Origin of the sequence: Psychrobacter maritimus, from assembly GCF_029953575.1 — a bacterium.
GTDB classification, from domain to species: domain Bacteria; phylum Pseudomonadota; class Gammaproteobacteria; order Pseudomonadales; family Moraxellaceae; genus Psychrobacter; species Psychrobacter maritimus.
Window position 1 is genome coordinate 2425132 of record NZ_CP124526.1, and the last position, 13837, is coordinate 2438968.

10 protein-coding genes are annotated in these 13837 nt (G+C 45.6%); 1 reads left to right on the top strand and 9 read right to left on the bottom strand.

Annotation, left to right across the window (positions count from 1 at the left end; all coding sequences use genetic code 11):
- Positions 1–26: 26 nt before the first annotated feature.
- On the top strand, positions 27–755 hold the full coding sequence (locus tag QJS82_RS10330; RefSeq protein WP_281490411.1) for a pantothenate kinase: 729 nt from the start codon (positions 27–29) through the stop codon (positions 753–755).
- A gap of 231 nt (positions 756–986) precedes the next feature.
- On the opposite strand, the gene QJS82_RS10335 is transcribed toward QJS82_RS10330, so the two are convergent.
- From QJS82_RS10335 to QJS82_RS10375, 9 genes are all read right to left on the bottom strand, one after another.
- Positions 987–2174, bottom strand: coding sequence for an isovaleryl-CoA dehydrogenase (locus tag QJS82_RS10335; RefSeq protein ID WP_201619840.1), 1188 nt, complete (start codon positions 2172–2174; stop codon positions 987–989).
- 205 nt (positions 2175–2379) lie between these two features.
- Complete coding sequence (locus QJS82_RS10340; protein ID WP_281490412.1) at positions 2380–3300, bottom strand: hydroxymethylglutaryl-CoA lyase; 921 nt, start codon at positions 3298–3300, stop codon at positions 2380–2382.
- 22 nt (positions 3301–3322) lie between these two features.
- Positions 3323–5446: an acetyl/propionyl/methylcrotonyl-CoA carboxylase subunit alpha gene (locus tag QJS82_RS10345; protein WP_281490413.1), complete on the bottom strand. Its 2124-nt coding sequence runs from the start codon at positions 5444–5446 to the stop codon at positions 3323–3325.
- Positions 5447–5605: 159 nt separating this feature from the next.
- Positions 5606–6400, bottom strand: a complete 795-nt coding sequence (locus tag QJS82_RS10350; RefSeq protein ID WP_281490414.1) for an enoyl-CoA hydratase/isomerase family protein — start codon at positions 6398–6400, stop codon at positions 5606–5608.
- A gap of 254 nt (positions 6401–6654) precedes the next feature.
- Positions 6655–8265, bottom strand: coding sequence for a carboxyl transferase domain-containing protein (locus QJS82_RS10355; protein WP_281490415.1), 1611 nt, complete (start codon positions 8263–8265; stop codon positions 6655–6657).
- Positions 8266–8409: 144 nt separating this feature from the next.
- The gene (locus QJS82_RS10360) at positions 8410–10164 is read right to left on the bottom strand and encodes an AMP-binding protein (protein WP_281490416.1); all 1755 of its coding nucleotides are present in this window, start codon (positions 10162–10164) and stop codon (positions 8410–8412) included.
- Between the two features lie 330 nt (positions 10165–10494).
- Positions 10495–11727 carry an FAD-dependent oxidoreductase gene (locus QJS82_RS10365; protein WP_281490417.1) on the bottom strand — a complete coding sequence of 411 codons (1233 nt, stop codon included), beginning with the start codon at positions 11725–11727 and terminating at the stop codon, positions 10495–10497.
- 219 nt (positions 11728–11946) lie between these two features.
- Complete coding sequence (locus tag QJS82_RS10370) at positions 11947–12729, bottom strand: amino acid ABC transporter ATP-binding protein (protein WP_201562444.1); 783 nt, start codon at positions 12727–12729, stop codon at positions 11947–11949.
- A 100-nt stretch (positions 12730–12829) separates the two neighbouring features.
- Positions 12830–13792 carry an IS30 family transposase gene (locus tag QJS82_RS10375; RefSeq protein WP_281490418.1) on the bottom strand — a complete coding sequence of 321 codons (963 nt, stop codon included), beginning with the start codon at positions 13790–13792 and terminating at the stop codon, positions 12830–12832.
- Positions 13793–13837 lie beyond the last annotated feature (45 nt).

A 13837-nucleotide genomic window follows, 5' to 3' on the forward strand; every position in this document is an offset into this window, starting at 1 on the left:
AACGAGCACTATATAAAAGGATTTTTATGCTCTGGTTAGATCTTGGCAATACCCGTCTAAAATACTGGCTCACCGATGATATCGGGCAGATAGTCGCGCACGATGCCAAGCAGCACTTGCAAGCGCCTGCCGAATTACTCATGGGTCTGACCGATCGTTTTGAGCGTTATGCGCCCGACTTTATCGGTATCTCGTCGGTACTGGGTGACGAGCTCAACGTAAAAGTATCAGAGACTTTGAGTCGTCTAGATATTCCGTTTGAGTTTGTCCATGTCGATGCGGCGCACCCATTGATGCGTAGCGCCTACAATGACGAGCAGCTCGGCTGTGATCGTTGGCTACAAATGCTGGGCGCGGTTGATAAGAAAAAACGCCAATGTGTGATTGGTTGCGGTACAGCGGTGACGATTGATTTGATTGATCACGCTGAGCATTTAGGCGGTTATATTTTCCCAAGCATCTATCTGCAACGTGAATCCCTATTCTCTGGTACCAAGCAAATCACCATCTCTAACGGTACTTTTGATAGCGTCAGTCAGGGAGTTACCACGCAAGATGCGGTCCATCGTGGGATATTATTATCCATCGTTGGTGCCATCAACGAGATCAGTAACCGGCATCCAAACTTTGAAGTCATTATGACGGGTGGTGATGCAGCCATCATCGCGCAACACGTCAACCGCCCAGTGCGCCTGCGTGATGATTTATTATTAAATGGTCTTGCGCGCTATTTTGATCATAGTAAACAGACATGATGACTGAAAAATTTTTATAAGCTAGAAATTAAAAAAGCAGGACGCTTAAAACGTCCTGCTTTTTTATGTCTATTAGATTTGAGACCAATACAGAGTGCTAAAGGGATGAGTTTTTCGCAGCCTCTGTCACGCCTGCGAACAGCAAGCAAGAAAAATTTTGCCCATTAGCACGAAGATATTAATGTATCCATTTTATTTCGAATTTACTATCTAACGAATCCGCAATAATTTTTACTTGGTCTCGTTAAACAATTCACGACCGACCAACATACGGCGAATCTCACTGGTACCCGCGCCGATTTCATACAGCTTGGCATCACGCCAGTAACGACCAAGTGGATACTCGTTGGTATAGCCATTACCGCCAAAGATTTGGATGCCTTCGCCTGCCATCCAAGTGGCTTTTTCGGCACACCATAAAATCACACTGGCGCAATCTTTACGCACTTCTCGACTATGACCAGCGCCGCGTTGATCTAGCATGTCGAGATTTTTACCAACGGTATATAAGAAACTGCGCCCCGCTTGCAGGATGGTATACATGTCTGCGACTTTACCTTGGATGAGTTGGAACTCACCAATCGCTTGACCAAACTGCTTGCGATCATGGATGTAAGGAACAACGTTATCCATCACGGCTTGCATAATGCCGATAGGACCTGCGGCTAATACCGCGCGCTCATAATCAAGACCGCTCATCAGTACCTTAACACCTTCGTTGAGGCCGCCTAAGATATTCTCTTTAGGGACTTCAACATTGTCAAAAGTCATCTCACCTGTATGACTACCGCGCATGCCGAGCTTATCGAGCTTTTGAGCCGTACCAAAGCCTGCCATGCCTTTTTCGACAATAAATGCCGTCATGCCTTTCGCACCCATTTCTGGATTGGTCTTGGCATAAACCACCATTACGTCCGCATCAGGACCATTGGTAATCCACATTTTACTACCGTTTAGAATGTAGCTACCGCCTTTTTCTTCGGCTTTGAGCTTCATACTGACCACATCTGAGCCAGCACCGGTTTCACTCATCGCCAGCGCACCGATGAATTCACCGCTGATGAGTTTAGGCAGATACTTTTGCTTTTGTTCCTCTGAGCCATTACGTTTAATTTGGTTGATACACAGATTAGAATGCGCACCGTAGCTCAGCGCTACAGAGGCAGAAGCACGGCTAATCTCTTCCATCGCGACCATATGAGCAACGTAACCCATGTTAGAGCCGCCGTACTCTTCAGGAACAGTAATGCCATGCAAACCTAAATCACCCATCTTTTGCCACAAATCCATTGGAAACTCATCACTGCTGTCAATCTCAGCGGCACGCGGGGCGATTTCTTTCGCCGCAAACTGCTGCACCACATCACGTAAAGCATCGATATCTTCGCCAAGCTGAAAGTTCAATCCAGGTAAACTCATAACCATTCCTTGTATGTAAAAGTTTTAAATCTTAAAAATTTAGATCCATTTAAAAAGAGACCATATAGCTGGTACAAATTTTTATCGCTTGCTGTGCGACTGCGTCACTCCAGAGGCTTCAAAAAATTTATACCAGCTATTTATTCATTTATTTCTATTCATTTATTTCTATTCATTTAGCTTATGACTAGCTTTATTTTTTTAGTTAAGACTGACGTTTATTAATCAACGCACGCGCCACGCTTGAACCATTGCGGCGACCTAGAAACTCACTAATACGCTCACCAGCGACGACTAATTTATCCAAGTCAATGCCAGTGCTGATACCCATACCGTGCAGCATATAAACGACGTCTTCAGTTGCGACATTACCCGTTGCGCCTTTGGCATAAGGGCAGCCGCCAAGTCCAGCCACTGAGGTATCAAATTCGCTGACGCCCATTTGTAAAGCGGCTAAAGTATTACTTACAGCTTGACCATAAGTATCATGAAAATGTCCTGATAGCATGCTGATATCAGCGTACTCTAGCGCAGCTTGCAGCGCGCGCTGCACTTTCAGCGGCGTACCAACACCAATCGTATCGGCAATACCAATTTGCTCTGAACCAATCTCAACCAAACGCTTGGTCACATAAGCCACTTGGCTTGGGTCAATCTCGCCTTCATAAGGGCAACCGACCGTGCAAGAGATAACGCCACGTACCTTTATGCCTTGCGTCTTTGCTGCAGCGGCAACGGGGGCAAAACGCTCAATACTTTCATCGATACTGCAATTGATGTTTTTTTGACTAAAGGTCTCACTGGCTGAGCCAAAGATGACGATTTCATCAGGACGGTGTACGATGGCATTTTCAAAACCACGCATATTTGGCACGAGTACCGAATAAATAACGTCATCACGCTTATTATCTGCAAGCACGGTCATCAGCTCACTGTTGTCGCCCATTTGCGGCACCCATTTTGGCGAGACAAAGCTGGTCGCTTCGAGTTTTTTGACGCCTGCTGCGATTAAATCGTTGATCAGCCTTTGTTTAACCGCAGTCGGTACCGTCATTGCTTCGTTTTGCAAGCCATCACGTGGACTAACATCAACGATTCTGACATGGTCTGGATACGAATGGCTCATGGTTATTATCCTCTTATTGTCCTTATGCTTCGCTAGCTACTGTGTCAATACGCAGTAACTCATCACCATCAGCAACCGAGTCACCCGCAGCGAATAATAACTCTGCTACCACGCCATCAGTCGGTGCGGTAATGGTATGTTCGATTTTCATCGCTTCGATAACGGCAAGTGGCTCGCCTTTTTTCACGCTATCACCGACAGCCACTTTGAAGGCAACGACCTGTCCTGGCATTGGCGACTTCAAACTACCGACCGCCGCAGACTCTTCGCCTACGTGCGCCATGATATCAATTAGTGTAATCTCATCACGACCGCTATCAGTGAACACATAAACGGTCTCATTATGTACCCAGCTCTGGGCGCTAATACGTGCGCCTTCTAACCATAAAGTATGATTATGTGCGTCACTGCTAGCATAGCTGACTTCACCTTCATAAACAGTTTCCAACTCAGCAGCTACATTGATATTGCTATTATCCTGAGTGGTAGCGATTTCTTTTTCAATCACCAGTGTAAAGCTGCTGGTGTTTTCAGCACCCTTTTTACTATCAGAATAATGTGCGTTGCGCCAATTGCTAATACGTGCTTGGTACGCTCGCTCATCATAAACCAAGCTAAACGATCTTGTGTAATCGTTATAAGCACGGAAACCAGTAGGCTTACTAAACGGATCTGCATCTGCGTCTTGTACAATCCCTTCACTGGCAAGCTGCTGGGCGATAGCAGTCACAACAAGCGTCGATAATTCCAGCGGATGCTGATTAAACAGCTCATCCGCCTCACGCTCTATTAGTGCGGTATCGAGGTTGGCTTGACTAAACGACTCGGTATTGAGAATGTAGCGCAAAAACGCTACGTTAGTCGGCAAGCCAACAATACGCGTTTGTCCCAATGCGCGATCAAGTTTCGCCAATGCTTGCTCGCGAGTGGGTGCATGAACGATAAGCTTAGCAATCATAGAGTCGTAGAATGGGCTAATCACATCGCCTTCGCGTACGCCATCATCGATACGTACATCGGTACCGCTTTTATTAATAACAAAAGTGCTGTGCTCAGGTTTTTGATAAGTAAATAAAGTACCTGTCGCTGGTAAAAAGCCATTGTCAGGGTTTTCTGCACAGATACGCGCTTCAATCGCATGACCATTAATCGCCAGCTCATCTTGCTGCTTAGGTAATGGCTGACCCGCGGCGACCAAGAGTTGCCACTCGACCAAATCGACACCAGTGATGGCTTCACTGACTGGATGCTCAACTTGCAGACGGGTATTCATCTCCATGAAGTAAAAATTCATAGAGCCTTCGCGCTGTTCAACGATAAATTCAACGGTACCTGCACCGAAATAATTTACCGCACGCGCCGCTTCAATAGCTGCTGTGCCCATCGCCTCACGCATGGTGGCATCAACACCGGGAGCTGGCGCTTCCTCTAATACCTTTTGATGGCGACGTTGTACCGAGCAATCACGCTCAAACAGATGCACATAGTTGCCATGCGTATCACCAAATACTTGAATTTCGATATGGCGTGGTTTTAGCGCGTACTTTTCAATCAATACTTGGTCATTGCCAAAACTGGTAATGGCTTCGCGGCGACAGGAATCTAGCAAGTCAATAAAGTCGCTGCTTTTTTCCACAATACGCATGCCTTTACCGCCACCGCCCGCACTGGCTTTAATCAGCACAGGATAGCCAATGCTATCCGCTTGCTGTTTTAAAAACTCGGCATCTTGATTGTCACCATGATAACCCGGTATCAGTGGCACGCCAGCGGCTTCCATCAAACGCTTGGACTCAGACTTGCCGCCCATCGCGCGGATAGCGTCTGCTGATGGACCGATAAAAACCAAGCCAGCATCCTGACAGGCTTGCGCAAAATCGGCGTTTTCACTTAAAAAACCATAACCGGGGTGAATCGCTTCTGCACCAGTCTCTTTAGCAATCGCAATGATAGCATCGCCTTTAAGATAGCTGTCTTTGGGAGACGATCCGCCCAAATAAACCGCTTCGTCACAGACAGCGACATGCTTAGCTTCACGGTCAGCATCAGAATAAACAGCGACGGTATTTACACCTAGACGCTTAGCAGTCGCTGCAACACGGCAGGCAATTTCACCACGGTTGGCGATTAGAATTTTAGAAAACATAACTATCCCTGTGTCTTGTCGTTTTTATCGTTTTTAACATTCGTTTGTGACATTAATTAATAATAATAAAATATAGGTTGATGTTCACGTGTGACTGTTTTAAAAAAAATGGCATCTGCTATTAATTTAACGTCAATTTAACAAAAGTCTCTTCTATTATTAATCTGCGGTCAGCCAATCAGGCTTGCGCTTCTGTAAAAATGCTTGCACCCCTTCCTTACCTTGCTCTGATGAACGGATATCAGCGATGCCTTTGACGGTAACGGCAATCAATTCATCGGTAATGGGTGCGTCCGCGACTTCATGCAATAAGCGTTTGCAGGTTTTGACTGCGTCGGGGCTGTTTTTGACCATTTTATCGCAGAATGCAGCAACCGCATCGTCAAGCGACTCTTCGCTGACGCGTTCATGGATAAAGCCCAACTGACGCGCCTTTTTAGCATCGAATACTTCCGCACTTAAAAAATAGCGCTGCGAAGCTCGTGCGCCCAATGCCTTTATCACATAAGGGCTAATCGTTGCAGGCGCTAATCCCAAACGCACTTCACTCAAGCAGAAATTGGCAATCTTAACGGCGATTGCCACATCACAAACGGCGACCAAGCCCATACCGCCTGCATAAACGTCACCTTGAATAGCAGCAACCGTCGGCTTGGGACACTCATAAATGGTCTTCAGCATTTGCGCGAGCTTATCCGCATCGGTTAGGTTCTCTTCATAGCTATAATCTGCCATCGCGCGCATCCAGTTCAGATCCGCGCCAGCACAGAAGGCTTTACCAGCAGCCGCTAAAACGATAACGCGTACTTGCTCATCATTACCAAGCGTCTTGAAAGCATCGGTCAACTCAGCAATCATTTCGTCATTAAAGGCATTACGTATCTCAGGACGATTTAATGTTACCGTCGCGACGTGCTGCTCAATATTGACCAATAGGCTTTTATAATTATTCATATAGGTTTTTCTCAATGTTTTGTGATAACTTTTGCATGTCTTTTTTTACAGATAGTTTTGCGTAATGTTCTTTTTTATTTCTAACACCGTCATTCTATCTTCGAAAAGAAATGGGTGACTGGTAGAAATTTTCGTAGCCTCTGTCGGCATAGGCACAGCACGCAAGAAAATTTTTTACCAGTCACGTACTGACCTTAGTAACACAGCTTTCATTTTAAACTAAAGCATTCTCTCATCGAAAATATAATACTAATCTACATTCTAAAGACACCAAAACTTGTTTCTTCAATCGGTGCGTTGTGAGCCGCACTAAGTGCCAATGCCAATACGTTACGCGTATCGGCAGGATCAATAACCCCATCATCCCAGAGACGTGCCGTTGCATAATATGGATGACCTTGCTTTTCATACATATCGAGAATTGGGGCTTTAAATGCTGCTTCGTCCTCGCTACTCCACTCCTCGCCTTTACGGTCGAAATTATCACGCTTGACGGTCGCCAATACCGAGGCTGCTTGCTCACCGCCCATCACCGAGATACGCGCATTTGGCCACATCCATAAGAAACGTGGGCTATAAGCACGGCCACACATGCCGTAGTTACCAGCACCGAATGAGCCACCGACAATGACGGTAAATTTCGGCACTCTCGCGTTGGCTACTGCCATGACCATTTTAGCGCCATGACGGGCAATCCCTTCGTTTTCGTATTTTCGACCAACCATAAAGCCGGTTATGTTTTGCAGGAATATCAACGGGATTTTACGCTTACAGCACAGCTCAATGAAATGTGTGCCTTTTTGCGCCGACTCACTAAATAAAATCCCGTTGTTTGCGATAATACCAACTGGCATACCTTCGATATGAGCGAAACCACAAACCAGCGTGGTACCAAAACGTGCTTTGAATTCATCAAAGGCACTGTCATCAACGATACGAGCGATGATTTCTTTGATATCAAACGGTTTGCGCTTATCGGTTGGAATGACGCCGTATAGCTCTTTGGCATCATAGCGGGGTGGACGCGGTTTAATTTGGTTCGGAATTTTCTTGGCAGGACGATTGAGATGACTGACGATATTACGCGCAATCGATAATGCATGAGTATCGTTTTGCGCTAAGTGATCGACCACCCCTGACAGACGCGTATGTACATCGCCACCGCCCAAATCTTCAGCGGTGACCTCTTCGCCGGTTGCTGCCTTTACGAGTGGCGGGCCACCCAAGAAGATGGTGCCTTGATCTTTAACAATAATAGACTCATCACTCATCGCTGGTACGTATGCACCGCCCGCCGTACAGCTGCCCATAACCACAGCAATCTGTGGAATGCCTGCAGCACTCATATTCGCCTGGTTAAAAAAGATGCGCCCGAAGTGCTCTTTGTCAGGGAATACGTCATCTTGGTTAGGTAAGTTGGCACCGCCTGAATCCACCAAATATACGCAAGGTAGGTTGTTTTCTTGCGCAATTTCTTGCGCACGTAGGTGTTTTTTGACCGTCATTGGATAGTACGTGCCGCCCTTTACTGTGGCGTCATTACAGACAATCATACACTCAGTGCCATTAATACGGCCGATACCCGCAATCACGCCAGCAGCGGGAATCTCTTCGCCATACATATCGTGCGCCGCCATCGGAGCCACTTCTAAAAATGGCGTGCCGACATCAAGCAAACGCTCGACACGCTCACGAGGCAGTAGCTTGCCACGTGCTAGATGCTTAGCACGCGCACGCTCTGAACCACCTTGGACGACTTTACGCAAATGCACATATAGGTCATCGACTACCGCTTGCATGGCGGCACTGTTTTGCTGAAATTCAGCAGCGTTTGGACTCAGTTTACTGGTTATGATAGCGCTCATGATATCCCTTTTCTTTTATACGTAAATGCGAGTAGCTTTTTATGTTATGCGAGTTATTCTAGCTGCTATTTATTTTAAGCGTTACTCACATGATTAATCCGTGATTTTCAGGTCTGGTTATTTCATACCTGACAAGCAAGCTTACTATAAGCCTAGCTCTTCTTTCATTTGTTCGATAATTTTATATTTTTGAATTTTGCCAGTGATGGTCATCGGGTATTCGGTCACAAAGCGATAGTAGGTCGGCACTTTATAATGAGCGATATGCTCGCTACAGAACTGGCGCACTTCTTCTTCAGTCAGGCAATCTGGCTCTTTAGGAATAATCCATGCTGCAAGCACCTCACCATAACGCTCATCTGGGATGCCAACGATTTGCACATCACGAATCTTTGGATGGCGATATAAATAGTTTTCAATCTCAACTGGATAAATATTTTCACCGCCACGAATGACCATGTCTTTACTACGACCAACGATTTTGACATAGCCATCTTCATCCATGGTGGCCAAATCACCGGTATGCATCCAGCCATCTTGAATGGCTTCACGGGTTTTAAAGCGACTGCCCCAATAGCCTTTCATCACTGAATAACCACGAGTCAATAGCTCACCAGTCTCACCTAAGGGTACAATCTCGCCTGTTTCAGTATCAACGACTTTGACTTCAAGCGCAGGCTGCACCAAACCAACGGTCGATACTTGCTTCTCAAGTGGCGTATGCTCATTGGTCTGGCAGGAAACGGGACTGGTCTCAGTCATGCCATAAGCAATGGTGACCTCACTCATATGCATCTTATCAATGACACGACGCATGACTTCAATCGGACAGCTAGAGCCAGCCATGATGCCAGTACGCAAAGTCGATAAATCAAAATTTTCAAACTCAGGATGGTCAAGCTCGGCGATAAACATCGTCGGTACGCCATGCAGACCGGTACACTTTTCTTCTTCAACCGCTTGTAGGACTGACAATGGCTCAAAACCATCGTTCGGATAGACGATACAACCGCCATGCGTCAGAATCGCTAAGTTGCCGAGCACCATACCGAAGCAGTGATATAAAGGTACTGGAATACACAGTCTGTCTTCCTCAGTGAGATTCATGGCCTCACCGATAAAGTAGCCGTTATTTAAGATATTGCGATGGCTTAAGGTGGCGCCTTTTGGTGTACCGGTCGTGCCACTGGTAAATTGGACGTTAATAGCATCCGTATTTTTAAGCTGAGCTTGACGTTCTGCAACACGTGGATCGTTGACATCGCCTTCTGCCATCCAGGCTGAGAACTTCTGCATAAAACCAAACTCTTCATCAGAGTCTGGCTCATCAATCCAAATGATGCGCTCAATAGTTGGAATCTCAACCAAATCAAGCTGGGTATAATCTTTATGATAAATCTCGGGACACAGCTCACGGATTAAGCTGGCATAATCACTGCTTTTAAAATGGCGCATGAGCACGAGTGCTGAGCAGCCGAGTTTATTTAAGGCATATTGCAGCTCAAAGGTACGATAGGCAGGATTGATATTGACGAGGATAACGCCGACTTTCGCGGTTGCTAGTTGCATCAAAAGCCATTCAGCATTGTTGTGCGACCAGATACCGATGCGATCGCCAATCTCAAGACCCATCTCAATCATGCTACTAGCCAACTGATTGACATGCTGTTGTAGCTCACGATATGTCCAGCGGATATTTTGATGGCGCACGACCAGTGCTTCGCGCTCTGGATATTTGGAGACAATCGCATCAAAGAAATCACCAATGGTTGCCTCAATCAGCGGCACATCAGGACCTTTATCATAGCTTTGGGTAAGTGGCGCATTTGCTGAGCGTGCACCCATATTGATGCTGGGGATATTATTTAGAATGGTATCGAAGTCAGAAACTTGAGTCATAACGAGTCCTTTCGTTTTACTTATTGTGGTGCTAATGAGTCGCCTGTCACCCATTCATTGTTCCTTGAACAGGTCTTGACGAGCGTTAGCTACTATACCGCCTTAAATCGAAGGCTGTCAATAATAGTAATACAATATGTATCATTTAATTAGTTACTAAAAATAATCGCTCAGTAAAAGATAGCATAAAAGCATGACAAATATTTGACCCAAAAAAGCCAGTGATGCATTTGCTGCATAACTGGCTTTTTGATGAGAGTTAATTTTTAAACCTATTATTAGAATTAGACAACAAATTCTAGATTTAGATAATATTTAGCCCGCTAACGATTAGGCTTTAACCATTGGCGGCGCTTTAATCGTCACCGTCGCGCTGACTGCATTATTCTCATCAAGCAATTCCATAATAAGCTCTTCATCAGTTTCAGTGATTACTTGCCAATTACCAGCAGCCTGCGGTACGCCCGTTGCCATCACCGATATCGCTTTATTTTTTAAGCGAATCATCGGCGGCTTATGATCGTAGCCGCCGTGCTCGTGACCCAAAATATCATCAGCAATCGTTGCCGCCTGCGCGCGCAGTGGCGCGACATAACGGCAGGCGATGCCATTGATAGACATACAGTCGCCAATCGCATAGATATTATCAGTATTGGTACGCAGCGTTGGCGCATCGACTACGATACCGGTGCGGCGATTGAACTCAACCCCAGCAGCTGCTGGCAATTTATCATCAACGGTCAAGCCCGTACTGGCAATGACATGGTCAACGATTAATGGTTCGAGAGGCTGAGCAATATTACTGTCGGTAGCTGCTGCGACCGGCTCATAGCTGACTTGCAGCTTACCGTCATTATTACGCATGACATTAGAGACTTGATAACCGCCTAAAAAATTAATGCCCTGCGACTGCACTGCTTTGGCAATACGAGCAGTGGCTTGTGGTGGCAGCATTTGCGATAGCGGCGCGTCATTTAAATCAATCAACGTAACCTTATGACCGGCTTTTAATAAATCTTCGGCAATTTCCGTTCCAACCATACCAGCCCCAACGATGGCAACATGCTGACTGCCAGCTGCGAGCTTCTCTTGTAATTGCCCAAAGCGCTCGATATGGTTGACATGCCAAACCAAGTCCTCTGGTAAGCTTGATGGAAAGATAGGATGCGCACCCATCGCCAGTACCAATTTCTCATAGCTGATAGTGGCATAATTGGTATAAACAGGGTCTGAGCGCAGCGCCGAGATAAGCTGTATGGTTTGAGCAGTAGCATCAATATCCGTCACTTGCGTATTGGCAAGTAAGGTAATATTCGCCGCCTCTGCAGCATCGCTACCCGTTGCCCGCACCAAATCGGCTGCGCTTTTCTGTTGGCTGATTGCCATCGTTAGCATAGGTTTATGATAACGATCGCCATTATCAGAGGTGATTAAGGTAATCGGAATGTCTTTATCCTTTGCACGAATAGCATCAATCACGTGCCATCCTGCCAAGCCTGCACCAATAATCACAATACCTTTAGAAGCGTTGCTTGCCGCTACTGTTGGATTTTCTACACTCATATTAGCTCCAATATTATTTATGAATTATTTTAATTTTTAACATATTGACCGTTATTGTATCAGTAAACAGCCATTCACTCATATAGTTACTCATCTGGCCATTTATCTTGATATTAAGGTTTGTTATATCAACCTATTGATATGCTACGGGCATAAAAAAGCGCCTATCAATAGACGCTTTGGATGATGTAAATCTGAATGATATTTTTAATAATATCTTTAATGATTGAGAATTTTAGATAAAAACATCTGCGCGCGGTCACTTTTTGCGCCTTCAAAAAACTCATCTTTACTACAGTTTTCGACGATATGACCTTCATCCATAAAGATAATCCGATTGGCCACCTGACTGGCAAAGCCCATTTCATGGGTCACGCACATCATGGTCATACCATCACGGGTCAGCTCAACCATCACGTCAAGCACTTCTTGAATCATCTCTGGATCAAGCGCGGAGGTCGGCTCATCAAACAGCATCGCTACTGGATCCATTGCCAAGGCACGCGCAATCGCCACACGCTGCTGTTGACCACCGGACAGCTCAGCCGGATATTTTGCCGCTTGTACCGTCAGCCCAACGCGGTCGAGATACGCCATGGCTTTTTTCTTAGCTTCGTCTTCTTTACGACCCAATACCTTGATTTGGGCGACCATCAAATTATCAATAATGGTCAGATGCGGAAACAATTCAAAATGCTGGAATACCATCCCAACACTGCTGCGCAATTTGGGTAAATTGGTCTTTGATGCGCCAACTGAGATACCGTTGACCATGATGTTACCTTTTTGAAACGGCTCAAGTCCATTAACGGTTTTTATCAAAGTAGATTTACCACTACCCGATGGGCCACAGACCACGACCACATCACCTTTATGCACATGAGCACTACAGTCAGTCAGCACTTGAAAGTCGCCATACCATTTACTGACATTAGACATCTCAATGACTATCTCATCGCTCGCATGCCCATTATCAGTGACCAGTCCGCCAAATTTATTCATATACGTGTCAGCATTATTTACCACTGGCTTATTCATCACTGGCTCCTAACCACATTACTTTCGATAATATTTATTAAATTAAAGTCTTAATCTCTTAGATTCAACATCGAAGTGCAACGCACCCGAAGCTAGATTTTACCTCAAGCGGTGTTCTAAACCCTAGCACCTTTCTAGGTCGATTATTTAAACTGTCTTCAATCGACTGAACTAAGTGCCTGCATAGGTTATCTAGACGCATCGACTTAGGTAGAAACTGACGAATTAAACCATTGGTATTCTCATTCGTTCCGCGCTCCCAAGAATGATAAGGCTGAGCGAAGTAAATATCAGCCTTTAACGCGGTTGCCATCGCTTCATGGTCAGCAAACTCTTTACCGTTGTCAAAGGTGATGCTTAACGCCTGCTCACCTTTTAGCATGTCAATACAAGCTTGTGTGACAGCTTTTGCCTTACGATTGGGTAGCGCTTTGATCTTAGTCTCTCGAGTCGTTCTATCTACTAAAGTAACCAGAACACCTTGATGTCCATGACCAACCACCGTATCCCCTTCATAATCGCCCATACGACTGCGTGTCTCAATGATGCTAGGACGCTCAGTGATATCACAGCGGTTCGCTATTTTCCCGCGCCTATCATTGCCGTGCAGATACCGTCTCTTATAACGCTTTTGACATCTGAGGGTGGTGTGTAGATCACCCCCTGCCTTTTTGTCAGTATAGATGTGTTGGTATATCGATTCATGGCTTGGGACATCTTGCCAACCCAGCATCCTCAGTCGCCCTGTTATCTGTTCAGGGGAGTAGTGCTTGCTGAGTAGATGCTCAATATAGCACCAGCCAAAGCGACTAATCTGTGTGCTATTCTTAACTTTGCGCGCTTTTGCCAAACGATGGGCTTGTTTGGGGCGATAACCCCTTTGTCCCAGGTTTCGCCTTATCTCTCGACTCACCGTTGATTTATGACAGCCGATAATTCTAGCTATTTCACTCATGCCTTTTTTAGCTTGCAATAGTGCTGATATTTGATATCTTTGCTCTTGGGTAAGATGTGTATAGTGTTTCATAACGTTCTGATATGTAGGAGTTGAAGTTTGAAATGCAACACGGCA